The organism is Mesorhizobium sp. WSM1343 (assembly GCF_055901535.1).
Map to the genome: position 1 here is coordinate 5979490 of NZ_CM148370.1, position 25868 is coordinate 6005357.

Consider the following 25868-nt stretch of genomic DNA (forward strand, 5'->3'; position numbering starts at 1 on the left):
GCCGGCAAGACTGTGGCCAATATCCCGCTGATCCCTGAGCTTTCCAACTGCACGGCAGAAAGCATCCTGTCTCGAGGATCCGAGAGGTCTTTGATTATCTACAAGCTTATTGTTCTCTCCGTGGCTGCGGCCCTGGGATCACTACCTTTCATCACAGTAACAGTGTCTTTCCAAAGTGCCGGTATTATTCGACCCACCATCGAGAAGACGCCCCTTGTCGCACCCGTCTCCGGACGCATCTCCCGCATCCTTGCAGTTGAAAACGATCCGGTTGCTCAGGGGCAAGAGATCCTCGCCCTCGATGATGAGGTTATTCAGGAAAAGCTCAAGGCGCTTACAGGCGATCTTCACGCAAAAAGTGATCTTGCCCATGATCTCGAAACGCTGATCTCCTCCGGCACGCAGGCCGACGACCCGATCCGCCTCTTGACCGCGTCCGCCACAGCCGAGCACGCACATTTCCTCAACCTGCTGCGGGAGAACAGATACGCCCGCAGTAATGCCGCCGCGGAACTCGAGCGTGCGAAGCGACTGCTCTTCGCTGCTGTAGCGCCCTCAAAGGCTGTTGAGGAAAAGGCTTTCGCCCTTCAGGCGCTTGAGGTTCAGGGCGAGAGCCTCGCGCGGCGCAAATCCGCCGAATGGAACCAGCAGCTTTTTGATGTCAATCTACGGCGCAAGGAGCTCACGGCCGACTTGCATCAACTGGAGAACGAACGGGATCTCACACGCATCCGAGCCCCCGTGGCAGGCGCTCTGCAGCAGTTCTCCGGTTTCACTCCCAGCAGCTATGTCCAGGCCGGCCAAATCGTCGCTTGGGTTTCGCCAGATGGCGAACTGGTGGCGGAGATCTACGTTTCGCCCAAGGACGTCGGCTTCGTGCGCCCGGGTCAGTCGGTGCGGGTCCAAGTGGATGCCTTCAACCCCAATCAATGGGGTGTCATTGACGCGACAGCGCTGGACGTGGCGGAGGACTTTACTCTCCACGACGGGAGCCCGGTCTTCAAGGTCCGCTGCGCGCTGTCTCGCCGCCATCTCGCCCTCAAGCACGGAGCGATCGGTCACCTGAAGAAAGGGATGACCGTGCGGGCCCGCTTCCTCCTGGGCGAGCGCACTCTCCTGCAACTCCTCTACAATCACATCGATGATTGGCTCAATCCGCTGCTAGCGGCCAGCCCTTGATTTCCAAACAGCCAGCGAGCCGCCATGTCGAGCAAAGTCATCAAGTTCAAGCAGCGCGACATCACGGACTGCGGGGCCACCAGCCTTGCTTCTGTGGCCGCCTTCTATGGCTACAAGCTGCCATTGTCGCGGGTCCGGCAGTATGCCTCGACCGGCCGCTCCGGTACGACTGTGCTGGGCCTGATGGAAGCTGCCCGGAAGCTGGGCTTTATTGCCAAGGGGGTGAAGGGTAGCTTCGACAGCCTATACAAGATCCCCAAGCCCGCCATCGCGCACTTAATCGTCAACGAGGTCCTGCACCACTTCGTCGTAATCCAGGCGATCAACGCCAGGCGGGTCATTATCATGGACCCAGCCTATGGTGAAATTCGCAAGCTGACGCACGAGGAATTCAAAAAACAATGGACTGGCGCCCTGGTGCTCCTGGTTCCGGCAGACACCTTCAAGCGCCGCGACGAGACCACCTCAACCCTACTTCGATTCGCGCGTCTGCTTACGCCACACAAGGCGGGGATGGCGCAGGCTCTCGCGGGGGCGCTGGTGACGACGATCCTTGGCCTATCGACTGCCATTTATGTCCAGAAGATCGTCGACCATGTGATTACAGCGGGCAACCGCAATCTGCTCAACCTGATGAGCGTCGCCATGCTCTTGATCTTGGTTGTGCAGATCCTAATCGATCTCCTCAGAAACCGGCTCGTCCTGCAAACGGGGCAGAAGATCGACGTCCACCTGATCCTCGGCTACTACAATCACATCCTAAGCCTGCCTCAGAAGTTCTTCGACAGCATGCGCATGGGCGAAATCATTTCCCGCTTGAATGACGCGGTGAAGATCAGGAGCTTCCTGAACGACGTCTCGATCAACATGTTCGTTGACGTGCTGACGATACTGTTCTCGTTAGGGCTGATGTTCATCTACTCGTGGAAGATCGCCTTGGTCATGGCGGCCTCCATCCCCTTGTACCTTTCGGTCTATTGGATCATCAATCGGCTGAATAGGGATCGTCAGCGCGCCGTTATGGAGAACGCTGCCGAATTAGAGACACAACTGGTGGAATCACTCGGAGCTGTCTCCACAATCAAGACCTCCGGCATGGAGAGCTTCGCCAACTTCAAGGTGGAGACCCGCTTCATCAAGATGCTGCACTCCGTCTACAGCTCCGGCCTGATCTCGATCTTCGGACACAGCACCTCGACCTTCCTCGCAACTTTATTCACCATCGTGCTGATGTGGTTCGGAACGACACTTGCCCTCGATCAAACCGTCACGCCTGGCGAATTACTCTCCTGCTATACCTTGCTGGGCTATATCACCCGGCCGATTGCCAGTCTGATCCAGACCAACCGGATCGTTCAGGATGCTTTTATCGCGGCGGATCGCCTGTTCGAGATCTTCGACCTGGAGCCGGAAAGCGGTGGCGGCATCGATGCCGACAAATCCGACATTGGCGACATCCACCTGGAGAAGGTCACGTTCCGCTATGGTAGCCAGCTCGAGCTTTTCGAGGATCTTAGCGTCACCTTCCGCCGGGGGGAAATGACAGCGGTGGTGGGGGAAAGCGGCTCGGGCAAGAGCACCCTTGCGGCGCTGCTGCAGAATGTCTACCCGCTTGAGGGTGGACACATCCGGCTCGGCCGTTATGCCCTCCAGGACCTGTCGACCGTATCCCTGCGCAAGCTTGTCGCTGCGGTGCCGCAATCGATCGACGTGTTCTCGGGCTCGGTGATCGACAACATCGCCCTTGGCGAGTTCGAGCCGGACATCGAAAAGATCCTCCATATCTGCGATCAAATAGGGCTGCGGGAGGTGATCGAGCGCTGGCCCGATGGCTTCCAGGCCTATCTAGGCGAAAACGGCGTACGCCTCTCCGGGGGCGAGAAGCAGCGCCTTTCGTTGGCTCGGGCTCTGTACCGGGATCCGGAGATCCTGATCCTCGACGAAGCAACCTCCTCTCTCGACTCGGTCGCCGAGGCGTTTGTCCTGCGACTGGTTGAGGATCTGCGTCGGGACGGCAAGACCATCGTCATCATCTCTCATCGACTGAGCACCATCCGTTGCGCCGACAAAATAGTGGTCTTGGACAAGGGGCGGGTTGTTGCGGAGGGAAGGCATGCTGATTTGGTGGCTACTGAAGGCGCTTACGCTCGCTTGTGGCGAGTGCAAAACGAAACCAGCTAACAGCTTCAGGTGAGGACATTGCAGAATCCCAAGACCAAGCATGGCTTCGCGCTGGTGGGCTCATCAGAACGCCATAGGAGCATCGGGAGCGTTGAACCGCCCGTCGCTGAGCAGCCAAAGAAGATCGGCTCCCGCTTGGCTGTGTAGGAACGGTGAACCTCCTACCCTGCCGGTAGTTTCACCAGCTGGGAAGGCGCCTGCCAGGTCTGCGGGAGGAAGTGGTCCGCTCACGCTCCCTGCTCACCATGTCGCCTCGCAGCTTCAGCACGAGGTCGAGTTGGCCGGATTTGAGCAGCTCGATGGGCTGCGGTCGCCAGCGTTGCATCCGGGTGGGAAAGGCAGTTGAGCACCGCCCAGGAATTGCTGGTCTGCAGAGACTCTCGAACGCCTTCAATCCGGGCACAACAGTACCGTCGCAGTCGAACTGCAGCGTGGGGTAGCTACCACTTCCGTTGTGCAGGCTATCGGAGGGATCGCGATAAGCGCAATCACCCACGTGTAAGGAGATTCTGATGTCGAACATGATGAAGGCGCTGGTGAAGGCCAAGGCCGAACCGGGCATCTGGATGGAAGAGGTGCCGGTGCCGGAGATCGGCCCCAACGACGTGCTGATCAAGATCAACAAGACGGCGATCTGCGGCACCGACGTCCATATCTACAATTGGGACCTGTGGGCACAGAAGACGGTACCGGTGCAGATGGTCACCGGCCATGAATTCGTCGGCACCGTCGCCGATTTCGGCGCGGCGGTCACCGAATACAAAGTCGGCCAGCGCGTGTCGGGCGAAGGCCACATCGTCTGCGGTCATTGCCGCAACTGCCGTGCCGGGCGAGGACATCTGTGCCGCAACACGCTCGGCGTCGGCGTCAATCGTCCGGGCGCCTTCGGTGAGTATCTGGCGATCCCGCAGCACAATGTCGTGCCGATCCCTGATGATGTGCCGGACGAGATCGCCGCCATCTTCGATCCGCTGGGCAATGCCGTTCACACCGCATTGTCATTTGATCTGGTCGGCGAGGATGTGCTGGTCACCGGCGCCGGGCCGATCGGCATCATGGGCGCGCTCGTCGCGCAGTGCGTCGGCGCGCGCAAAGTGGTCATCACCGACATCAACCCGGTGCGGCTGGCGCTGGCCAAGAAACTCGGCGTCCAGCATGTCGTCGACGCCTCGAAGGAAAAGCTGCGCGACGTCATGCCGGTGCTCGGCATGACCGAGGGGTTCGACGTCGGCCTCGAAATGTCGGGCGCCGCCCCCGCTTTCCGCGACATGATCGACACCATGAACAATGGCGGCAAGATCGCCATTCTGGGCATCGCGCCGACCGGCTTCGAGATCGACTGGAACAAGGTCATCTTCAAGATGCTGCATCTCAAGGGCATCTACGGCCGCGAGATGTTCGAAACCTGGTACAAGATGATCGCGCTTGTGCAGGGCCCGCTGGATGTCTCCGGCCTGATCACCCACCGCATCGGCATCGACGATTTTCAGGCCGGCTTCGATGCGATGAGGAGCGGCAGTTCCGGCAAGGTGGTGATGGACTGGTGAGGCGACTGGACTGCGTAACTCAACGGGACAGCACCCTGGCCTGCAGGCGATCTCCGCGCCAAGGAGCATGGCTGGTGCAAAGCAATGGCTCCTCTCCAACGTGCGCCGCTCAATCGTCCGACGTATCGCGGCCCAATCGGACGACGTAGCAATTCGCCCAGATCGGTCATGGAATGCTCACAGGCACATCGTCTGTTTCCAATGCCTAGGATCGAGGCCGAGGTGTTTTGGGTGTTTCGGGCGGCAAGATGGGATATGTGATCTCCGGTCGCTTTCCGGTCAGCGAATTAAGGTAGGCAACGATCCGATCGATTTCGATATGCGTTAGCTCTTGGCCAAGCTGGGTGGTTCCCATGATAGCGACCGCCTCTCCCAGGTCCCAGACCTTGCCCGAATGAAAGTATGGCGCGGTGACTGCTACATTGCGCAGCGACGGCACGCGGAAGACATAGGAGTCCTCTGGTACATTGGTGACGGCAAATCGTCCCTTGTCGTTTTCCGGCAGAATTTCGGCGGTAGGCTTCTCAACGAGGCCGAATGTATAATAGCCTTCCCCACCAAGATTGACACCGGAATGGCAGGACGAGCAGCCCTTTTCCATAAAAAGGGCCAGGCCCTGTTTCGCTTCGGGGCCAATGGCGGTGTCATCGCCATTGAGGAAGGCGTCGAAGGGGGCCGGCGTGACCAGTGTCGCCTCGTAATCTGCGAGTGCGTTGGCTAGGTTATCGAAGGTGATGGGTTCGGCCTCACCCGGGAAAGCTGAATGGAACCACTCCACATATTGCGGCATCGATTTGAACGTGTCGACCACTTGCTGCGATGTGTTGGCCATCTCGGCACCGGCCTGTATCGGCCCTTTGGCCTGAGCTTTCAGGTCTTCGGCGCGACCGTCCCAAAACTGTGATCTGTTGAAGACAGAGTTAAACACCGTCGGCGCGTTGCGCTGTCCCTTCTGCCAACCATGGCCAATCGAAGTTTCTCGATTGTCGTCGCCTCCGGTGGCCAGGTTATGGCACGAGTTGCAGGAGAAAACGCCTGAGGACGAGAGGCGTGGATCGAAGAACAGGGCCTTGCCGAGGGCAATCTTCTCCGGCGTGCTCGGGCTGTTGGTGACCCCCGGCATAGACGGCAAAGGCTTGAAGATGGCCAGTGCCGTTCCTCTGAGGTCTGGCGGCATGGACTGCTCAGCAAAAGCTGTGGCTGCGACAAGCGCAACAGCTATCGCAGGGGATAGGATTTTCATAGGTGGAGTCCTTAAGATGTGCACGGAATCCATTCTCCACATGCGGCCCGGGAACGCCCTGCGCTAGATCAGCGGATCGAGGGAATCGTGCCTCCGACCAAGCCGATCGAGCGGCGGAACAGTGACTGCAATTCGTCGCCTGACTGCGCGTTCCAATGGTGGGCGCGCGCAATCGCTGTTTGTTCGCCTGAGGGTTTGGTCGGTTCGTGGGCTCTCGCCACATGCTGCCGCAACGACAACCCCTGTGCGCAAGCTGCCCCATCGAGTACACGGCTCATGGTCTACAAGCTTTGTACGTCTTCCCTCTGCGATTCAGACGGACGAGATCGGGACTGAACGGCGGATACGGGCGCATTTATGGAAAGCGATTACCGCGCAGATCAGTGTCACGACTGCGTGAAGTGGGCGCTATAGACCTCACTGTTGGACGAGCAACGAACAATGCTGTCGCGAGATTTGTTGCTTTCATCGGAAATCACCCCTAGAAGCGACCGCTCCGCAGACCAATCCACCGGAGAGTTTCATGCCAGAAGAAGACTTTGAAAACGCCAACAACCTCATCGACCTTACCGCGGATGTTGTGTCAGCCTATGTTTCCAACAATCCGGTTCCGGTGGGCGAACTGTCTGCCCTGATCGGCCAAGTGCACGAAGCTTTGAAACGCACGGCATCCGGTCGCCTCTCGGCACAAGAGCCGACGGTGTTAACGCCGGCTGTCCCGATCAGAAAATCGGTGACGCCGGATTACATTGTCTCCCTTGAGGACGGCAAGAAATTCAAATCGCTGAAGCGCCATCTGTCGACCCACTACGGTCTGACCCCCAATGAATATCGCGCCAAATGGGGCTTGCCGGCCGATTATCCCATGGTCGCGCCGAACTACGCGGCTGCGCGCTCCGCGTTGGCCAAGACAATGGGACTGGGCCGCAAACCTAAAGAGCCTGAGGTCTCGGCGCCCGAGAAGCGGTCTAGAAAGTAGGTGCCAGCGTGACTTCCTCCATCCAGGCCCCTTGCGAGGCTGGCGGCTCGATCATCATGATGTGATCGAAACAGTCGAAAAGGCGGGATCAAATCCCGCCTTTTCCTTGCACGGTGTGATTACACGCGAAGCGAAGCGAAATGCAATTGACATAGCGCAGGGACGCAGGAGACCGCCGCGGTAAAAAGACCCACCTTCAGCTTGGGACAGAAACCGTTGCAGACCTCCATCCTGAAAGAATATCGCGAGGCTCTCCTGCCTTCGCTGGGTTACTCGGCCGACACCTGCAAATCCCTGATCGGTTTCGGGGCGTCCTCTGTCGGGACGGTGAGGGTTACATCCAGAACGAGGTGACACGCGACCTACAGCCTGCGCATAGCAGCTGGCCGCCTGGCAACGTCTAAAGGCTGCCGACTTACAGAAGAAGACCGCGTGCGAGCCGCAATCATCGAGCGGCTCATGTGCGATTTGCAGGCCGAGTTCCGGCAATTTGTGCGGCCCATGGATTTGATCCAACTCGCCTTCTCGATTCGGCTGCTGAACGCCTGACGAAGCTGGCTGAGGATAGTGGACATCGAAAATGGACTCATCCGGGTGCGGCAGGAGCATCGCTACGTAATTCGCGCTGTTGCTGCCTGGACCGGGTTGGCTCGTAAGGACAGCCAAACAGCGTCAAGGAAAGCCAAAGGGATGACCTCTCGTCCCATGTCGTGCTTCGATAAAGCACGGCAAGTGCCGGTGACGGCGTCTTGCGGCTGAGGAAGTGGCTGCATTTCCAAATGGACGAGCGTTGTGGCCTATGAGCGCGTCACAATCGGCGGGATCCATGCCGCCGGCCAAGGATTCCTCTAATTCTGCCCAGGACCATGTATCCTGTTGCATATTTCACTTGGAAAAGCCCTGGCGAACGTCCGCGTTTCTCGATGCCAGCGCGACGCGCAAGCACCGCCCAATCTGTTCTGGCGGTTGCGGCCGATTGGTCCAATAGGGAAGGAGGAGGCCAGTGTGCCCACTGCCCCCTCGACTCGAAGACCAATGAGCCGCGTACGCCACCCCCAGTGGCGCGACAGGTCTTGATTATGGCTCGAACCTAGCAGGGGTGCCAAAGACTAGAGCCAAATCCCAGCTTTTCATTGTAGCCACCGCAGCATCCCAATCTGGTGTGGCCAGAACTCTTGAACCACGGCTGTTGCCCATCAAGAAGTCATCGTCCACCATTCTCGGGAGAGTCTCATTCGGGTCCGACAACTCAGCGCTACCTCGGCCCTCATTTACGACAACGTTAGAAATGCGACACAAACGTTAGAAATGCGACACAGCCGGTTCGATCTGCCTGTATTTAAGCCCCTTTTTTTGGCCCGCATATTGCGTCGGTCATCCGTAAACCCGCCACGAACCAGCGAGGTCGCGCGGAAGATGTCGAAGTGTTGGCACCTTGATTTCGGTGGAGGGACATCCGGCCGTGCTGCCAGAAGGAGACTGCAGATGCAGAAAAGAAAGCGGCCGTGCTCGCCCAGGAGTAGTTCCAGTCAGGACGCCGTTGGCGAGCTTTTCGTTGTGGTTATCAGCGCGTAAGCCAACGTTATAATTCTCACTCGACCAGTTCCTGGACAGTGGCTGCATCGGCGCGCGCTTCCTGCAAAGGAGACGCTCGGCGCCGCTGCAGCGCGATCGAACCAATCCCACAGCAAGTATTCCGAGCCGAAAAGGGTGAACTATATATGCATACGATCGGAGCTTTGACGCTCGCGCTTTTAATTCAGGGCGCATCGGGAGGGCCAATCGGTCAGGCACCGACCAACGGTTCGGATGGTGTACGTCCGCAGCTAGTGCCGGCCGATTTCGAGCGGGCACTAACGATCAACGATCGTTATGGCCAGCTGACTGTCAATGTCCCCGAAGTGCCGTTTTGGCTCAGTGATGCCGACGCGTTCGCCTACCGCCGAACTAGCCACGGCCAGTATCAGTTCATGCTGGTCGATGCTGCCACTGGTGTGAAGCGCCCGGCTTTCGATCATGACTCTCTGGCAGCGGGACTGAGCAGGGCGAGCCACATACAGTATCAGGCCGGCTATCTTCCCTTCGAGCGTTTCGAACTGACCGAGGATGGTCGCAGGCTCGACTTCCTGATTGAGCAGGTCCAGTGGAGCTGCGATCTTGCAAGCTATGAGTGTGACAGCATCACATCGGATGCGTACGACCCGGACAATTGGCAGCTCGGCCACACCTACATGTCGCAGGCGCAGAGCAAACCCGACAAGAGCAGCACGTCGCCCGACGGGAAATGGATGGCTCATATCAAGAACTACAATATCTTCCTGCGCACCAAGGACGGATTGCAGGATGTCCCGCTGAGCAGGGACGGATCCGAAAACAACAGCTACGTCTTTTCCACGCTCAGTTGGTCGCCGGACTCGCGCCACCTCGCTGCTTACCGTGTTCGCCCCGGCTACAAGCGGGAGCTCCACTACCTCGATTCGTCGACGGACCAGTTGCAGCGCAAAGATTCAACACTGGTCTATCCCAAACCGGGTGATGTCCTTCCACTGCCCCAGCCGGTCCTGTTCGAGATCGCCAGCCAGCGCCAAGCCGCGATTGACGACGCCCTGTTCTCGAATCCCTTCGAACTTTCCCCTCTCCTATGGCGGGCGGACAGTCGCAGCTTCACTTTCGAATATAACCAGCGCGGGCATCAGCTCTATCGGCTGATCGAGGTAGAGGCTGCCACGGCCCGTGCGCGCTCGATCATCGACGAGACCAGCAAGACATTTGTCGATTACCATCCTCTGGCGATGGATCAGGAGCATACCGGGAAAACCTTTCGTTACGATGTCGACGACGGGAAGGAGATCATCTGGGCGTCCGAGCGCGATGGGCACGAGCACCTGTATCTGTTCGACGGCCAGACGGGCGCGCTCAAGAACCAAATCACCAGCGGTGAGTGGGTGGTTCGGGCGGTCAACCATGTCGATCCGGTCAAGCGCCAGATCTGGTTCCAGGCGAGCGGGAGGAACCCGGGGGAGGACCCCTATTTCGTCCATGCGTACCGCATCGGCTTCGATGGTGAGGGGCTGACTGAGCTCACGCCCGAGCCGGGCAACCACCATGTCGAGTTCTCCCCGGACGGCCGCTATTATGTCGATCTCTGGTCACGCATCGATGTGCCGCCCCAACTGATACTCTACCGCGCCAGCGACAATGCCAAGCTCACGCAGGTGGAGACCGCCGACGTCTCCGAGCTCGTTGCCGCCGGCTGGCAGCCGCCACTCAGCTTCCATGCCAAGGGGCGCGACGGCAAGACTGATATCTGGGGGGTGATCCACCTGCCCGCCAATTTCGATCCGAAGAAGACCTACCCTGTGGTGGAGAATATCTATGCCGGACCCACCGGCTCCTTCGTCCCAAAATCCTTCTCAGGGCGGACAGAGCCGCTCACGCAGCTGGGCTTCGTCGTTGTGCAGATCGATGGCATGGGTACGAACAACCGCTCGCGCGCCTTTCATGACGTTGCCTGGAAAAATCTGAAGGACGCAGGGTTTCCCGATCGCATCCTATGGCACAAGGCGGCTGCCGCGAGCTATCCGTGGTACGATATCTCCAACGTTGGCATTTTCGGCGGGTCCGCAGGCGGCCAAAACGCGGTGAGCGCTCTGCTCTTTCATCCCGAATTTTACAAGGCTGCGGTCGCCAACAGCGGCGTTTATGACAACCGGATAGGCCAGATCTGGTGGAACGAACTGTGGATGGGGTGGCCGGTCGGCGTTGAATATTCGCAGTCTTCCGCCATCGACAATGCTCATAGGCTGCAGGGCAAGCTTATGATCGTGGTGCCCGAAATGGACGACAATGTCGACCCGTCGGCCTCGTTGCAGCTTGCCGACCGGTTGATAAAGGCGGCAAAAGATTTCGACATGGTCTACGTCCCCGGTGCCAATCATGGCGCGCCGGGCACCTACACCGAACGCAAACTCCTGAACTTTTTCGTTCGCAACATTCTCGGGCAGACCCCGCCCAACTGGAACACCACTCCGACCCAGCTGCAGAAAGAAAAAACTTGACGACGACCGCCGCAGGCCCGGTCACTGCGCCCCTGCGCGGATTGAAGTGTTTGAACCTTCCCGAATGGACGAGCATGCCGCCAATGACGCTTCACCGTCACGACTTGTTTGCAAGATGCCCGGCCGTCACATCTGCGCCTATGAATACTGCCGTTTCGCAGGCAAGAACTGGCGGGGTCGACAAGCTCGTGGGCGCGATGATCTGGTCCATGGCCGCGGCATTATGTGTACGCATCAAGTTCGATGCGGCAGCCCCTAGTTCATCGTGATGAGGATCTACAGTTTTGGAGTTATTGACGGAACTAGCCTGGCCATAGCTAGTAGCGACGTGGGTAGGACCCCAGAATTCTCAGGCCATCAAACTCCGCCAACGCGTCCAACCGCGGGTGAGTCAAAACGTGTCCAGCGACATCGATGACGTATTGATGGGTGTCCAGCTGCTCGCATGTCGGACGCTGATAGACACTTAGAACGGCTAAATCGTCGTTCGAGAACCTGTTCAGGACACAACTGAGATTTTGCTCTGAAACGCGGAGGTGAAGTGTTGTCCGCTCAAATCCTGTCGGCGCAGGGTCCTGCGCCCGAGCATCCACCACCCGTAACGTTATGCAGCCCTTCTTCAATTCCTGTTCGCAATATCTGCAGATTGTCCAGCTTGGCACCAAGCGCAGGACCAATTGCCGCTATGGAGGAAGAATTTTGCTTCGCGACGAAAGCTGTCGCTCCCGTACGGCTCTCTCGCTCGACGTTGGGCATGTTCTCGTCGAGCCACCCGGCCACCTCCTGCAGGGCCACGGGGTGGCCTACCACCTTAGTAATCATCGAGAAACTCGCATCCTTTCTGGCAATAAGGCTGTAGCTCAGGACCTTCGGGTACTCGGCTCTGGTCTTGGGGGACCTCAAGCGCAGGACTTGGTCGAGGCAGGGAGTGTTCCAAACAGAGAGGTCGTGGCTGGGACGCATGCAACGTCGACGCAGCCATTCTCATATGCTTCGAACAATCCGTCGCTTAACTCCAGCGAGGCTTGATGGGTCCAGGTCCCCTCCGGCCCAATGTACCCTGCCCTGTTGATCCCGAAGGTGTCTATGGCTGGAGGCTGGCTGAATAGCTCGTTCATTGCCCAGCCAAGCTCGATCGATAATACGTCAGACCCTCATTCATGAAAATCACACGCACGGGGTTCATGATCGAAACATTTTGGTTACAGATTCGAGGCTCGGCTTTGGCCATTCCCTGGCTTAATCTGTTGGCCAATGCTTTTGCTCCCTTGGTGAGCGTTTGGTTTTGCGGACCCTTTTTTGATCTCGGAGATCTGGGCCTGCTTGCTACATTCGGTCCTGTGCAAGCAACTCGCGATCCCTGCTGTTTTCTTGCTGGCCGGCACGCGTCGACTTCCAGCCTGCCAGATCTCTGATTTTGACACTGGAAGCGCCACTCGCGCCATTGTAGACTGGCTCGCATTCCGTGAAATGCCGAGTCGTTCAGACCTCATCGGCGGAACTATCACCACCGTCGAGGTGGTCGGCTATCTCGTGGTGATGACGAGGTCCATCAGATCGGAACGCTAAGGCTCCGCAAGCCAGCATTTGATCCTGCATAGCGGCTGGACCCGCGAGCAGGTCGCAGCTTTGAAATTCGTTCTGACGCGCGCAGCTGCCAGATACGCATCTGCTGCAGAAAGTAAGAGGGCTGGGACCCGCCCCCTTCACTTGCAAACATCTTGCTTTGGTAGAACTTAGCAGCTTCCCGCAATCCGCGCGGTCAGCGGGAGATCCGTGTTCTTGCCGGCTCCTCGTCGCGGTCAGTGGCACTTCTGCCCGGCTCTTGCCGGGCAAAAGCAGAAAAAGGTCAGCCAGCTTTGCTGAGACTGCCCGCGGAGGACTTGCCGGTACGGCGGTCCTGTTCGACCTCGTAGTTGATCTTCTGTCCCTCATTGAGGGTCGAAAGGCCCGCTCGTTCGACAGCGGAAATGTGGACGAAAACGTCCTGACCTCCGTTGTCAGGCTGGATAAAGCCGAATCCCTTGGTGCTGTTGAACCACTTCACCGTTCCTGTCGCCATGGCGTGTTCCTTTGTAACCATTCAATGTAGGCTGACTATAAGCCAGGTCCGCTTCATATCCGAGATTTCAGGGGCAGCAAAAGCGAAAATAGCAAAAGCCCCGGTCAAATCGCAAATCGGCTCGCAAGCTCCATCGTGACCGCCGTCGCGGCCGCGTCTCTCGCGCTGGCGTTACGATAGTCTGCGACGCATCTTAAATTCCAGAACCGCGCTATCGCTGGTTTGGAGTCCTGTCATGGATCTACAATCGGCCGATGTGAGCAAGAGTACTCTAACGACCAGCAACTACGGGCGTGCTAACGCCACCATGTTCGCCGCTGTCCTGAGGGTATTTTCACGTAGTCACCTGTTTAAGCGGCAAGCGCTCCCCATTCGGCAGTGTCGGATGTCGGACAATGTCGGAGGTACGCAACACGGAGTTCATTGAAACGCATCGTCGAAACGGCTTTCTCATCTGGCACGGTTCCTGCGCGGCCATGCAAATGCGCAGGAGAGACGTCCCATGATCCCCACACAGAAAAATGCCGCCCCAGCTTTCGGCGACCTACTCAAAACTGACATGAGAGCCGGGCTTGGCAGCATCGTGAGGGCTCGTCTGGACCGGTGCTGCTCACCGATACACCGTCTCCCACCGGGGGCGACTGGGGCTCAGCACCTTCAAATTGAGGGACAACTCACTTCCATGCGAACCTTGTCCATCGCCCCGTCACCACAACCGAAGCCACCGTCTGCCTGGCTGCGGGGCGCACTTTTTGCGACCGCGCTGGCATTTCTGACGACCGCGCCGACTCCGGCGGCCGCCAATGACATCAAGGCAGCAAATTTCCTGCTCGACAACGGCATGGAGGTGGTCGTCATACCCGATCACCGCGCGCCCATCGTCACCCATATGGTGTGGTACAAGGCCGGCAGCGCCGATGAGCCTCCGGGCAAATCCGGCATCGCGCATTTCTTCGAGCATTTGATGTTCAAAGGGACGGCCAATCACGGCGCCAGCGAGTTGGACCGCGCGGTGGCTGAGATCGGCGGCTCGCTCAACGCCTTCACCTCTTACGATTACACTGCTTTCTACGAAAGAGTTGCGCCCTCGGCATTGGAGCAGATGATGAGCTTCGAGGCTGATCGCATGCGCAATCTCATCCTCACGGATGACGCTATCAACACCGAGCGGGACGTGGTCCTTGAGGAGCGGCGCTTGAGCGTCGACAACGATCCGGAGCCGGTTCTCGATGAGGAGGTCGTCACGACGCTTTGGCAGAGCCAACCCTACCGAATCCCGGTGATCGGCTGGATGCACGAGATCGAGAAGCTGAACCGCAACGACGCCTTGGCTTTCTATGACAATTACTACCAGCCGAACAACGCAGTGCTGGTGGTGGCAGGGGACGTCGAGCCCGAGGCCGTGAAGGCGCTGGCTGAGAAGACCTATGGCAAGGTCCCGCGTGGACCAGATCTGCCGCCACGCGAACGCCCGTCTGAGCCGGTGCAGAACACCAGGCGCACATTGACGTTAAGCGATGGCCGCGTTTCGGTCCCCATCTTCTCCAGATATTGGGTGGTGCCGTCCTATCGCACCGCCGAGCCCGGCGAAGCCGAGGCTCTGGACCTGCTGGCCCAGATTCTCGCCGGGGGCAACCGCAGCCGGCTGTACCAAGAGCTCGTTGTCAAGCAGGGCATAGCCGCGGCGGCCTCTGCTGATTTCGAGGGCACCATGCTGGATGCTAGCTACTTCAGCATCCGCGGCTCGCCGCGCGGCGACGTCAAGCTCGCGGACATCGAGGCCGCAGTCGACGTTGAGATAGCACGCATCGCCAGGGACGGCGTCACCAGCGACGAACTGGAGAAGACGAAAGACCGCTATATACGCTCGGCCATCTTCGCCCACGACGAGCAGGACTCCGTGGCTAATATGTATGGCGCCACGCTTGCCACGGGCGGCAATGTGAGAGACGTCGAGGAATGGCCGGACCGCATTCGCAAGGTCACCGCCGATCAGGTTAAGGCCGTTGCCGCCCGCTACCTCGTGTCCGACCATTCGACCACCGGCTATCTTCTGCCCAAGGAAAATTGATGTGATGACGAACCCACGCCGCCGCGCCATTTCACAAGTATTGCCCTCTCCTTTTGGAGAAGGGAGGCGCCTCGCCTCTTGGCTGGCTGTCCTTTGCCTTGCTATTTTCTCCCTCCACTTGCTGGCGCTCACCGCGCGTGCTGCCGTGAACATCCAGGAGGTGAAATCTGAAAAGGGGATCACGGCCTGGCTGGTGGAAGATCATACCCGGCCGATGGTCACGCTCGACTTGGTCTTCGACGGCGGCACCAGCCAGGACCCGGGCGGTAAGGAGGGGCTTGCCAATTTGATGACCCGCTTGTTCGACGAGGGCGCCGGCGATTACGACAGCGATACCTTTCAGGTGCAGCTCGATGGAGCCGGAGCTGAGATGAGGTTCTACGCAGAGCGTGACGGAATCCACGCGTCGATGCGCCTGCTTTCCGAGCGCCAGGACGCTGCGTTCGAACTCATCAGGCTCGCTGTGAACAGGCCCCGCTTTGATCAGGAGCCAGTCGAACGCGTCCACGCGCAGCTTCTCTCCGAAATCACGGCCAGGGAGCGCGAACCTCAGACCATCGCCGAGCTCGCATGGCGGCGCAAAATCTACGGCATGCACCCGTATTCGAGGCCGCCCGAGGGTACCAAAGAAAGCCTGGCCCGCATAACGCCCGCCGATCTAAGCGCCTTCCACAAGGCCGCTTTCGCCCGCGACGGGCTGCACGTGGCGGTCGTGGGCGACATAGATACCAAATCCCTGAGTGCAAGACTCGACCAGTTGTTCGGCGATCTGCCCCAGAAACAGGCGCTGGTGCCGGTACCTGATGTCACTCCGAAGCTCGGCCAGTTGAACTTGGTCTCATACGACCTGCCCCAGACTTCGCTCCAGCTGGCTTTTCCGGGCATCGGACGCAGCGACCCGGAACTCTATGCCGCGTTGCTGATGAACGATATACTCGGAGGCTCGCCATTTACCTCACGACTGTGGGGGGCGGTGCGCGAAAAGCGGGGCCTTGCCTACGGTGTGTCCTCTAGCTTGGAAACCTACCAGCATTCCAACACGCTTGTCGTGGCCACGTCGACGCGCGCCGACAAGGCGGGCGAGACGCTCGACTTGATCAGACAAGTAATCAAGGAGCAGGTTAACACGGGGCCAACAGCGGCCGAGCTCGCAAGGAGCAAGAAGTATCTGATCGGCGCCTATGCAATCGACAATCTGGGTTCCTCCAGCTCTATTTCAGCCACCCTTGCCGGAATGCAGCAAGACCAGCTCGGCATAGACTACATCCAGCAGCGCCCTGCCCTCATTGAGGAGGTGACGATCGACCAGGTCAGGGCGGTGGCGAAGAAGCTGCTTTCGGCCGAGCCCGCCATTATGGGTGTTGGCCCGGGGCTTGCCGCTGTCCCGTGACGACGAGCAGTCTCGCGCCCTGCCAAGGTCCGCGCTGATCATCGTCATTTACTGCGCAAATGTGATCGACCAACGTTGGTAAGCATGGATTTCCAACTTTCCCGTAAAACGCGAAAGTTTGGATCTCTGTTCACTTTGGACCCGATCGGCAGATTGAAGAGCGCCTCGCAGGCAAAATAAGGAGCCCGAGGGGCGCAGCGCTTGTGCCGAGGCCAAAGGCCGAGACACGGACCCGGCTGCAAATGGCAGGCAGTCGCCGACGTGCCAGTATAGACCCAGAAGGCGGACACGAGACTCCACGGCCCCGACGAGGAGTGCTGTTTTCCAACTAGAGATCCTCAGCTGCTGGGCCTAAGCGCACCTTGCGGTTGGGTTGAGCCTGCCGGCGTATCCGACATACTCCGCAACCAGCTTTTAAGTATTTTATGGAGTCTTTGATTGGGTAATGCCGCTTGTCTCACCGGTTCAAGGTCATGTGCGGCTGCAGGCAGTGCTCTCCTCGCGCAAGGGTGATGGCGCCAACTTCCGCAAGGAGCAGCGACTTTACTTAGGCTCAAGGACATCACGGCTTTCAACACAAAGCCTCAAACGCGCTGAGAGATGCCCAAAAGAAGCTCGGAAGAAAACCAACTTCTTTGGACAGGACCTTCCGGCCCCAGTTTGTCCAGCGATGTTAAAAATGTCTCACTTATCGTCGCATTCGCGGAGGAGTCCTATCGTGATGCGCAAACCAGGCCGCCTTGGGGAAGCCGATGTCCATTCTTGAGGTTGCAACTGGCGAGAACCGCAATCGCTCGACCAGAACAGTTCAAAATTCTGGCTTCAGGGTGAGCACAATGGTCTACCGACCCTCTGGCCGAGGCCCTATCAGGACCGTCAGGGTGCGCAGTAAACACAAACGCCCTGTCGACCTACATATCAGCCGCATTTTGAGAGGAATACGGTATTGTCCCTGTGCCTGCCGATGATCCGCCACCTGAAATCCCCGGACCTGTTTGGCGCGATCGATAGCCTGCCGGCGCTCGGCACGCCGATTAGCGAGCGGACATTCGAGGTCCTCAATCCGTCGAGCGGTGAAGTCCTGGCGGTGCTTCCCGACATGGGTATGGAGGAGACACGCGCTGCGATCGGCAAGGCCTATGTAGCGCAGCCTGGATGGGCGGGGCTGACCGCCCGAGAACGCAGTGACGTTCTGTGGCGGTGGCATGAGCTGATCATTGAGCACGCCAATGATCTTGCCGCGATACTCACTGCAGAGATGGGCAAGCCGTTTGCCGAAGCCAAGTCGGAGGTTTCGCACGCGGCTGCGTATCTGCAATGGTATGCCGAAGAAGCTAATCGCATCTATGGTGAGACGATCCCCGCACCGTCGACAGACCGTCGCATGCTGGTGATCAAGCAGCCCATTGGTGTGGTCGGCACGATTACGCCTTGGAATTTCCCGGCGTCAATGGTGGCGCGCAAGATCTCGCCGGCTCTGGCGGCGGGCTGCACGATCGTGCTTAAGCCTGCTGAACAGACGCCGCTCGTGGCAGGTGCAATGTTCGCCCTCGCGGACCAAGCCGGCTTTCCCGACGGCGTGGTGAACTTAATTTATGCGTCTGAAGGTGATAGCATTGGACGTGAACTTTGCTCCAACCCGAAGGTCCGAAAGATCAGCTTTACAGGCTCGACTGAGGTTGGCAGGCTGCTCATGCGCCAGTGCTCGGACCAGATCAAGAAGGTCAGCCTCGAGCTCGGCGGCAATGCGCCGTTTATCGTTTTCGACGACGCCGATATCGACGCTGCGGTTGACGGTGCTATCCAGGCGAAGTTCCGCAATGCCGGGCAGACCTGTGTTTCAGCGAACCGTCTTTACGTCCAATCTCACGTTTACGATGAGTTCGTCGAAAAATTCGTGGAGAAAGTCCGGTCCTTGTCGGTTGGCGACGGGTTCGCTCCGGGAGTGGACGTCGGACCGCTCATCGACTTGCATGCTTTGGACAAGATCGAGTCCCACATCGCAGATGCCGTTGCCAAGGGTGGTACAGTTCGATGCGGGGCCGAACGTATCGGCAAGAATGGGACCTTCTTCAGACCCACAGTTCTCACCGAAATTTCCAGCAGCATGGCGGTTGCGCAAGAGGAGACTTTCGGGCCGCTGGCTCCGATCATTCGCTTCCACGATGCGGATCAGGTAGTGCGTGAGGCCAACGACACAATCTACGGCCTCGCCGCCTATTTCTATGCCTCCAATCTGAAGCGTGTCTGGCGCGTTGCCGAGGCATTGGAATACGGCATGGTTGGCATCAACACGGGGCGTATGTCTTCGGAAGCGGCGCCCTTTGGCGGCATCAAGCAGTCCGGCATTGGGCGAGAGGGTTCCCGCCACGGGCTCGAAGACTACCTCGAAATGAAATACCTCTGCATGGGCGGCATCTGATCTCTAGGGGATGGATACCTTAGGCGCAGAATGGACCAAAGGCATGATCGAGCGCTTTGGCGAACCTTCTGGCGGCTTGTTTCCGGGTCGTTCACCGCGACCGTGGGCCTGCGCGCCTTAAGTGAGATCTAGACGCCCAGCTACGTTGAACCGCCTCTACGGCGACGAGGCAAGGCGCCGCTAGCGGATGGTAGGTTACTCATTCTGTCCAGCGCGGCACGTCTCGCGAGGCTAGTGGTTCGCTGTAACTACGCGATTGTCCAGGCGCGCTGACACTGCGAATGTGGTTAAGCGGACGGTCCAGGGCATCCGCACGTGAGCGGGTGCCACCGACACGTTTACGCCGCAGCCTCCTTATTGCCGCACGGCCAACTGAGCGCCCTTCGCGCATCGCTCTCAATCGGTACAGTCGCCGGCATTCTCGCCTGGAGAAGATTCAGTGACACCAGACGTGCCCAGGCCCTGCATGCACGAAGACATTGAGGGTTGAGATCGAATGATTACAGCGCATCTGCTCGACATGGACGGGGTCCTGGTCCGGGGCGGCCAACCGATTGCTGGTTCGGTCGGCTATGTCGCCGGGCTAATCGCCAGGGGTGAGCCGTTTCAGATCTTCACCAATAACTCGCGCTTCACGCCCGAAGATCATGCCGAGCGTCTAAGAGCGGTCGGCTTCGCCGTGCAGCCAGAGCACATCTACACCTCGGCGCTCGCCACGGCGCGGTTCATGGAACTGCAAAAGCAGGGATCATCTGCCTATGTCATCGGCGACCACGGTCTCGTCGAGGCCCTGCGGCAGGCAGGCTGCCGGATAACGGAGGTTGCCCCCGAATTCGTGGTCCTCGGGGACACGATTTCGTACCACTACGAGCAGATCGCAACTGGCGCCGAGTTTGTGGCGAGGGGCGCGCGTTTTCTCGCCACCAATCCGGATGCGACTGGCCCGAACGAGCGGGGCTCCCATCCGGCGTGCGGGGCAGTCGCGGCAATAATCGAGAAGGCCACCGGCCGTCAGCCCTATTTCGTCGGGAAGCCTAACCCGTTCATGATGCGCAACGCGCTCGACCGGCTAGGAGTGCGAGCTGTCGATACCATTATGGTCGGTGACCGCATGGACACCGACGTGCTCGCCGGGCTGGAATCGGGCCTGAAAACAGCCCTTGTGCTTACTGGGGTGACCAAACTGGCTGACATAGAGCGGTTTCCATTCAGACCCGACTACGTGGTCGAGTGCCTTGCCGATCTGGGCCAGATCGTCGGGAACCAATAAGCCGAACGACCCCTACACGAAGACTGAACGCTCCCGCTAGTTTCAGAATGGCGGCCTTTCAACCTCGGCAATTTTCCGGAGGAACAGCTGGCCGCAAAGAAAGTGAAGACAACTTAGTCGAAGTACACCCATGTAGTCCAATGCAGGCCGGTCCTGACCTCTATGAAGCAAGAGTCTTCGGCCGAACACTCTCGTGCGCCGAGTAGGCTGCGTCCAGCGAATGGGTTAGGTTGGATCGAGCCAGATGCGTTCGCTGCGAAACTCACGCCCGACCGTTTCTGTCATGGCTTCGAACAACGAGACGGGTGTCATTCAACCACTCTGGAGTTTTGACTGATTTCGTCGTCGCGTCGCTCCGGAGGCGATCCTACACGTGGAGGCCACGCAGGTTGTTGGTCGTATGCGCATCGCTCTGACAGACGAGTTCGTCGAAGTCGATCTGCTCACCCATTGGCGCATAAATTCCACGGCCCATAAGCCGTGGGGCGCGTTGCACATTAGGGAGGGGTTGCGCCTCGCTTTTTGTGGTGAACAGGAGGACGGGCGACGGCGCGGCCGCTGAACAGCGCAGCCGCCGGCGGACTGGCGAGGAATAGGCGGCTCGGCGGCTGCGGGTAGTGAGCGGCATCAAAGCGCTTCCAACTTGAACGGAGCAATCCGCCTGACGCGGGTATTGGGTTTCAAGCATCGCGCCTTCCAAATACGTGCTCCTTGACCATCCCATGGTGTGACACCGATGCGATGCGCGGAACCTGTCTCTCCACAGGTTCCGCCTGCCGCGCTCACGCTCCGTCGCGTGTGCTGACGAGGATCAGCTATGAGGTGCCAAGACTACGCTGCGAGTGAGCCTTTCCGCATTTACTTCAAAGGCGGATCTCGAGTTGGCAACGGCCGAAATAGTCGTTGCCGTGAACACGGAGCCACAACGACCGCGCTCGAAGTCTGATAATTATTTAGGCCTTGCGCTTCATTCACGTAATCATGTCAGACGCAGCGCCAAGTTCCGCCACCTCAACTTTCGGCACCAAGCCCGCATAGCCGGACGCGAAACATTGCGTCTCTAATTTAAAGTCCTAAACGCAAGCACGGCTGAACCCGCATGCCCGGCAGGAGACTGAGCTCGCTGCCGGGCCGGGTACGCCTTGGGAGGTGGCGTAAGTCCGCGACCTTCGTGGCGGGGGGAACCACTCAGTCCGCGCGTTTTGCTGAGCGTGCATGTACCGTGCCAAGGCAAAAAGCGTTTTAAAACACCCGACGCGATAGCTTTTTTCTCTGTTGCGTACTCGACATTGTCACCTATCGGACAATGTCTAACGTGCCTCTCAGCATCGACCCACGCCTGCACCAGAGCGCACCTGAAAGGCCGTTCCTCTCCAAGTCGACCGGGCGAACTGGCGGTGACCGGTTCTAGCTCCGAACTGTTCGCCGGCTGATGTACCGGTCGGACTGTCCCTTTTCAAAGAAGGAAATCCCTGTACCCTCCATGCATCAGGGCGCGGCCACGAGTGACAGCGCGGCGAATGCGGTCGCGCAGATGATCGCGAGGATCCCTCCAGTCGGCATGGACGCGCCCTTGACCAATCAGCGCTTCAGCGAGCTCGCGATGTGACGCCCCAGCAAGCGATCCGTCGAGCGCACGAAGAACGAAGGTCAAACGGGGACCGCGTTTTTCCGGCGGAAACAACCGGGCGGGCAGGTGTTGACCAAGACTTAGAGCATTGAGGCGCTCGAGCGCCCTCAGACGGGGCTTCGAAAGCATCGCGGGCCAGATCGCCTCGGTGCGGAGGCAAACAGGGCGCAAGATGTCCGCGCCAGAGATGGCGAGTTGGAGCGTATGCTCCGTATCGCGAAGAAGAAGATGCTGGCCCTTGTCGGGCGCCAGCAGGACGGTCGCACGACATGGCAATGCCGAGAGCTCGAACGACGCTGTCGCCGACCAAGCAGACAGCTGTTCTGCAATGACGGGAAGCACATGAGCGCACCATAGCGGAGACCAGAATACGACCGAATTGCGCCCGTAAGACTCGGCGAAACAGGACACCCCACCGTGACAGGTTACCGGTCGACGTGACTACGTCGAGAGAGGGTCCGTAGGACAAAGTATTGGCCTGCTGGCTTGCAGCGATCACGTCACGCTGGAATGCTGGATTGCGACGTAAGAACTCCCAGGCCCACTCGCGCGGCGTCAGACCAGCAGTGTAATCGTATGATCTTTCATCGTGCCAGTCAGCCTCGTCCGCGCCAGTCACGAGAACTGCAGGCATGAGTGTGCTCCCCTGCCCGCCTCCACCGACGTCGAAACGTCACGCCACCTGGCAAAGCGCCGGCGCTGAAGGCACCAGACCTCGACTAGGCCATTTCGTCGAAGCGTGCGCCATTGGCATTGTCGAGGGCGGAAGACGCGCTCAAATAGCAACCAGGTCGTCGAACCCGCGCAGCGGCAAGCAGCGCGGCCTGAGCACGGCAAGGCAATCGAAGTGATAGCGCTGATCAGCTCCTCCATCCTATTCGAGACGTGCCTTGAAGGTGCAGTGGCGTGGCTGTCGATTGCACGCTCAGTGTGGGCAAGTTGTCGTCGTGGCGCGGGCGCTATAGGCTCGGTCATCGGAGGCCTCCTTCGAGGAAATTCCCGCCATTGGAGGCCAAGTTTCACGCTATGGCAGCCTGTATAGGTTTACAGGTTGGGCCGACTGCTCAGCGGACCTCGAAAACTTGGGCATCGCTTTGGGTGGTGTTCACGCTGGGCTTTTTGCGAGCGGAATGGAGGTGGAGCGCAGTGGCCGGGCCTCCCCGTGCCCTGCCACCAATTGATTCCGGATGCGCTCAAGCGCTGTGGCGCGAAGATGTTCCGGTCCAGCCAAGTATGAGGGTCACTGCCGAGTTCTGGACGGCGCCACCGAGCTCGCGCCGGAGGTTGATCCGGTGGGGTCCGCTCGTTGTCGGATTCTCGACGATGTCGGACATGTGACACAGCGCTGCCAGCGCCATCGCATTGTTTCGAAACGCTCTCCCCGGTTGGCACGACAGATGCAGTTCTGAGCGCAAGACCACTGTGACGCCTCGGACTGAGAAGAACCCACCTAATGATCGCGCTTTTCGAACATGCCAGCGCAGCCGCCAACACTTGGGTATTCCCGAGCCGGAAACCATCGCGCCGTCATTCGTCCGGTTGTCGGGACATGACCGAATTCAATTTCCGGCCAACTGTGAATGCACCCGACGATGCCCCCCATCTTTGGCTTGAAGATGTAAAAGGCGAACGGGCACTTGCAAGGAGGGCTGGTCAGTCGGCAAAGACCCTGAAGTGCTTCGGTGGAACGCAGTTCGAGCGCGACCGAGCGGCGCTAACGGCGATTTTCCAGCGCTCCGTTGGGATTCCCCTGGTTACGCGCCGGGGTCAGTACCTCTATAATTTCTGGCGAGATGCCGGAAATCCGCGCGGACTGTGGCGCCGGACCACCCTTGCCGTCTACCTGACGGCGGATTCCCAATGGGAGCTACTGCTCGATCTGGATGCCCTCGCGGCTAACGACGGAGAGGACTGGATCTGGGGCGGGGCGTCCATCGAGCCGGAGAAACGGGAAAGAGCCATTCTGCGGCTCTCGCGCGGCGGCAGCGACGCGGTCGTGCATCGTGAATTCGGCTTAGGGCTGAGCTTTGTCGCTGACGGTTTCAATCTTCCAGAGGCCAAAGGCCACATTCCTTGGCTCGACCCCCGACCCGCTTCTGCTTTCCGGTGCCCTGCGCCATCGGCTGCGGAGAGCGCTCATTGACGACCAGGAACCCGACAAAGCACACGAAAAAACCAGTGACTATAGGTTTTGGCTGCGACAAATATGCAAATGCAAAGCCGCACCTTGACTAAGTGCATGTCGCGATTTTGCGGGTATCAATAAGCATAGTTAATATTCACAACAGTCCACGATTTCTGACAAGAAAAGAGAGAATATTATGGTGACAACGCTAACAAAATTGGGACGCAATGTAATAGCGGCCATCACTACCCTTATCCTGGTCGGACAGCAGGCGGTCGCGGCTGACGTTCCAGAGGTCCCGTGCGACCCCGACGAGGGTGCCTGGGTGCCGGAATGGGCTAACCCTTGGCAGATCCGCCTGCGCGCCTTGGGGGTCATTACTGAGGATTCGGGCTACGTTAGTGCGGTGCCCGGCTCCGGTCTCTCCTATTCGAACACCGTGATTCCGGAACTCGACATCTCGTACTTCTTTACGGACAATATCGCCGCCGAGCTTATCCTCGGTACCACATATGCCAATATCACGGGCCAGGGTTCGATTAGTGGGCTTGGCAACATCGGCAAAGCTTGGCTCCTGCCGCCGACGCTGACATTGCAGTACCATTTTACCGATTTTGGCGCCTTCAAACCCTATGTCGGCGCGGGCGTGAACTATACGATCTTCTATCATCAGCAAGCCGGCAGCGCCGATGATCTCAAGGTTAAGAACACGTTCGGCACCGCACTGCAGGTCGGGTTCGACTACATGGTGGACCAGCATTGGGGCGTCAACTTCGACGTGAAGAAGCTCTTTCTCAAACCAGACTTCGATGTTACGCTGGCCGGCGCCAACCTGACCGGAAAAGCGGCGCTCGATCCATGGCTGATAGGCGCAGGTGTCACCTATCGTTTCTGACGCCTCGCGCGTGCTTTTTACGGTCGTCCCTGCAAGGGAACAAACCGCTGTCGAGAGGGCGGGCACTGTCCTCCGGTGGGCCAAGAACCCTACCCACAGTTAAAGGGGCCTCAACTAGGGTCAGGACTCATTGATCCAGAAGATGAATGTGGCGGCGAAAGCGATAGCGGACAGGAAGGTGTGAGCGCAGCGGTCGTATCGGGTATAAATGCGTCGCCAGTCCTTGAGGCGGGCGAAGGTGTTCTCGATCTTGTGGCGTTGGCGGTAGAGAACCGGATCGTAGTTATGCTTGATGCGGTGCTTTGTATGGGGCGGAATGCACGGAGTGATGCCGCGCTGGACGAGGGCATCGCGGAAGCCGATCGAGCTATAGGCACGGTCGGCGAGCAGATGGCGGGCTGGCGGCAGGTGCTCGAGTAGCGCGGCGGCGGCTTTGTGGTCGTTTGCCTGGCCTTCGGTCAGGTACAGCAGCAGTGGACGACCCTTGCCATCGCAGACCACCTGTAACTTGCTGGTCAGGCCGCCTCGGCTGCGTCCGATACATCGGGGTAGAGCCCCTTTTTGAGCAGGCTGGCGGCGGTGCGATGTGCCTTCAGGTGTGTCGCATCGATCATCAACCGGTCCGGGTCACCGGCCCGAGCCGCCAGTTCGGCCAGGATGCGGTTGAACACGCCCATCCGGCTCCAGCGGATGAATCGGTTGTAGATCGTTTTGTGTGGCCCGTAACCGGCCGGAGCATCCCGCCAGCGCAACCCATTGCGGATGACGAACGGGACTGTCAGGAATTCTGTGCGCGAGGCCATGATGATGGAAAGG

16 protein-coding genes and 3 pseudogenes are annotated in these 25868 nt (G+C 59.0%); 12 read left to right on the forward strand and 7 right to left on the reverse strand.

All coding sequences use genetic code 11. From position 1 onward, the window contains the following. The first annotated feature begins 90 nt into the window (after positions 1 to 90). The 3 genes from AC0NIL_RS29110 (at position 91) to tdh (ending at position 4907) form a co-directional block, all read left to right on the forward strand. Complete coding sequence (locus tag AC0NIL_RS29110) at positions 91 to 1179, forward strand: HlyD family secretion protein (protein WP_473574328.1); 1089 nt, start codon at positions 91 to 93, stop codon at positions 1177 to 1179. Positions 1180 to 1203: 24 nt separating this feature from the next. Then, a complete protein-coding gene (locus AC0NIL_RS29115) occupies positions 1204 to 3360 on the forward strand; it encodes a peptidase domain-containing ABC transporter (RefSeq protein ID WP_473575124.1) in 2157 nt (718 codons plus the stop codon). Positions 3361 to 3872: 512 nt separating this feature from the next. Next, positions 3873 to 4907 carry an L-threonine 3-dehydrogenase gene (gene tdh / locus AC0NIL_RS29120; protein WP_473574282.1) on the forward strand — a complete coding sequence of 345 codons (1035 nt, stop codon included), beginning with the start codon at positions 3873 to 3875 and terminating at the stop codon, positions 4905 to 4907. A gap of 205 nt (positions 4908 to 5112) precedes the next feature. On the opposite strand, the gene AC0NIL_RS29125 is transcribed toward tdh, so the two are convergent. Continuing rightward, positions 5113 to 6150, reverse strand: coding sequence for a cytochrome-c peroxidase (locus AC0NIL_RS29125; protein WP_473574283.1), 1038 nt, complete (start codon positions 6148 to 6150; stop codon positions 5113 to 5115). Positions 6151 to 6673: 523 nt separating this feature from the next. Between AC0NIL_RS29125 and AC0NIL_RS29130 the strand changes: the two genes are divergently transcribed. From AC0NIL_RS29130 to AC0NIL_RS29140, 3 genes and pseudogenes are all read left to right on the forward strand, one after another. Further along, positions 6674 to 7129 carry a Ros/MucR family transcriptional regulator gene (locus tag AC0NIL_RS29130; protein WP_473574284.1) on the forward strand — a complete coding sequence of 152 codons (456 nt, stop codon included), beginning with the start codon at positions 6674 to 6676 and terminating at the stop codon, positions 7127 to 7129. 261 nt (positions 7130 to 7390) lie between these two features. Next, positions 7391 to 7765 (forward strand): annotated as a pseudogene (locus AC0NIL_RS29135) (coproporphyrinogen III oxidase); the annotation flags it as partial. 1085 nt (positions 7766 to 8850) lie between these two features. Further along, the gene (locus AC0NIL_RS29140; RefSeq protein WP_473574285.1) at positions 8851 to 11187 is read left to right on the forward strand and encodes a S9 family peptidase; all 2337 of its coding nucleotides are present in this window, start codon (positions 8851 to 8853) and stop codon (positions 11185 to 11187) included. A gap of 552 nt (positions 11188 to 11739) precedes the next feature. Here AC0NIL_RS29140 and AC0NIL_RS29145 read toward each other — a convergent pair. Together AC0NIL_RS29145 and AC0NIL_RS29150 are read right to left on the reverse strand one after the other, a co-directional pair. Further along, positions 11740 to 12150, reverse strand: coding sequence for a prephenate dehydratase domain-containing protein (locus AC0NIL_RS29145; protein ID WP_473574286.1), 411 nt, complete (start codon positions 12148 to 12150; stop codon positions 11740 to 11742). An 886-nt stretch (positions 12151 to 13036) separates the two neighbouring features. Continuing rightward, on the reverse strand, positions 13037 to 13249 hold the full coding sequence (locus AC0NIL_RS29150; protein ID WP_008874821.1) for a cold-shock protein: 213 nt from the start codon (positions 13247 to 13249) through the stop codon (positions 13037 to 13039). Between the two features lie 682 nt (positions 13250 to 13931). Here AC0NIL_RS29150 and AC0NIL_RS29155 point away from each other — a divergent pair. The 4 genes from AC0NIL_RS29155 (at position 13932) to AC0NIL_RS29170 (ending at position 20402) form a co-directional block, all read left to right on the forward strand. Beyond that, positions 13932 to 15320 carry a M16 family metallopeptidase gene (locus AC0NIL_RS29155; RefSeq protein WP_473574287.1) on the forward strand — a complete coding sequence of 463 codons (1389 nt, stop codon included), beginning with the start codon at positions 13932 to 13934 and terminating at the stop codon, positions 15318 to 15320. 4 nt (positions 15321 to 15324) lie between these two features. Next, the gene (locus AC0NIL_RS29160; RefSeq protein ID WP_473574289.1) at positions 15325 to 16710 is read left to right on the forward strand and encodes a M16 family metallopeptidase; all 1386 of its coding nucleotides are present in this window, start codon (positions 15325 to 15327) and stop codon (positions 16708 to 16710) included. A gap of 946 nt (positions 16711 to 17656) precedes the next feature. Further along, the gene (locus tag AC0NIL_RS29165; RefSeq protein WP_473574291.1) at positions 17657 to 19132 is read left to right on the forward strand and encodes an NAD-dependent succinate-semialdehyde dehydrogenase; all 1476 of its coding nucleotides are present in this window, start codon (positions 17657 to 17659) and stop codon (positions 19130 to 19132) included. Positions 19133 to 19628: 496 nt separating this feature from the next. Further along, on the forward strand, positions 19629 to 20402 hold the full coding sequence (locus tag AC0NIL_RS29170; RefSeq protein ID WP_473574292.1) for an HAD-IIA family hydrolase: 774 nt from the start codon (positions 19629 to 19631) through the stop codon (positions 20400 to 20402). A gap of 1456 nt (positions 20403 to 21858) precedes the next feature. On the opposite strand, the gene AC0NIL_RS29175 is transcribed toward AC0NIL_RS29170, so the two are convergent. Together AC0NIL_RS29175 and AC0NIL_RS29180 are read right to left on the reverse strand one after the other, a co-directional pair. Beyond that, positions 21859 to 22374: a DUF2285 domain-containing protein gene (locus AC0NIL_RS29175; protein ID WP_473574294.1), complete on the reverse strand. Its 516-nt coding sequence runs from the start codon at positions 22372 to 22374 to the stop codon at positions 21859 to 21861. A 115-nt stretch (positions 22375 to 22489) separates the two neighbouring features. After that, a pseudogene (locus AC0NIL_RS29180) lies at positions 22490 to 22666 on the reverse strand (transcriptional regulator domain-containing protein); the annotation flags it as partial. A gap of 915 nt (positions 22667 to 23581) precedes the next feature. On the opposite strand from AC0NIL_RS29180, the pseudogene AC0NIL_RS29185 reads away from it, so the two are divergent. Both AC0NIL_RS29185 and AC0NIL_RS29190 read left to right on the forward strand, forming a co-directional pair. Further along, positions 23582 to 24146 (forward strand): annotated as a pseudogene (locus AC0NIL_RS29185) (prolyl oligopeptidase family serine peptidase); the annotation flags it as partial. 207 nt (positions 24147 to 24353) lie between these two features. Further along, on the forward strand, positions 24354 to 25052 hold the full coding sequence (locus AC0NIL_RS29190; protein ID WP_473574295.1) for an OmpW/AlkL family protein: 699 nt from the start codon (positions 24354 to 24356) through the stop codon (positions 25050 to 25052). A gap of 120 nt (positions 25053 to 25172) precedes the next feature. Here the strand turns inward: AC0NIL_RS29190 and AC0NIL_RS29195 are convergent, their stop codons facing one another. Both AC0NIL_RS29195 and AC0NIL_RS29200 read right to left on the reverse strand, forming a co-directional pair. Beyond that, positions 25173 to 25592 carry an IS5 family transposase gene (locus AC0NIL_RS29195; RefSeq protein WP_473574302.1) on the reverse strand — a complete coding sequence of 140 codons (420 nt, stop codon included), beginning with the start codon at positions 25590 to 25592 and terminating at the stop codon, positions 25173 to 25175. Then, the gene (locus AC0NIL_RS29200) at positions 25568 to 25855 is read right to left on the reverse strand and encodes a transposase (RefSeq protein WP_473574297.1); all 288 of its coding nucleotides are present in this window, start codon (positions 25853 to 25855) and stop codon (positions 25568 to 25570) included. Before AC0NIL_RS29200 ends, AC0NIL_RS29195 begins: the two co-directional genes overlap by 25 nt. Positions 25856 to 25868 lie beyond the last annotated feature (13 nt).

Bases quoted from the DNA above. Each gene is read 5' to 3' on its own strand.
- AC0NIL_RS29200 (WP_473574297.1), bottom strand. From the start codon at position 25,855: ATGGCCTCGCGCACAGAATTCCTGACAGTCCCGTTCGTCATCCGCAAT.
- AC0NIL_RS29155 (WP_473574287.1), top strand. From the start codon at position 13,932: ATGCGAACCTTGTCCATCGCCCCGTCACCACAACCGAAGCCACCGTCT.
- AC0NIL_RS29150 (WP_008874821.1), bottom strand. From the start codon at position 13,249: ATGGCGACAGGAACGGTGAAGTGGTTCAACAGCACCAAGGGATTCGGC.
- AC0NIL_RS29145 (WP_473574286.1), bottom strand. From the start codon at position 12,150: ATGCGTCCCAGCCACGACCTCTCTGTTTGGAACACTCCCTGCCTCGAC.
- AC0NIL_RS29160 (WP_473574289.1), top strand. From the start codon at position 15,325: ATGACGAACCCACGCCGCCGCGCCATTTCACAAGTATTGCCCTCTCCT.
- AC0NIL_RS29115 (WP_473575124.1), top strand. From the start codon at position 1,204: ATGTCGAGCAAAGTCATCAAGTTCAAGCAGCGCGACATCACGGACTGC.
- AC0NIL_RS29190 (WP_473574295.1), top strand. From the start codon at position 24,354: ATGGTGACAACGCTAACAAAATTGGGACGCAATGTAATAGCGGCCATC.
- AC0NIL_RS29125 (WP_473574283.1), bottom strand. From the start codon at position 6,150: ATGAAAATCCTATCCCCTGCGATAGCTGTTGCGCTTGTCGCAGCCACA.
- AC0NIL_RS29140 (WP_473574285.1), top strand. From the start codon at position 8,851: ATGCATACGATCGGAGCTTTGACGCTCGCGCTTTTAATTCAGGGCGCA.
- AC0NIL_RS29170 (WP_473574292.1), top strand. From the start codon at position 19,629: ATGATTACAGCGCATCTGCTCGACATGGACGGGGTCCTGGTCCGGGGC.
- tdh (WP_473574282.1), top strand. From the start codon at position 3,873: ATGTCGAACATGATGAAGGCGCTGGTGAAGGCCAAGGCCGAACCGGGC.
- AC0NIL_RS29130 (WP_473574284.1), top strand. From the start codon at position 6,674: ATGCCAGAAGAAGACTTTGAAAACGCCAACAACCTCATCGACCTTACC.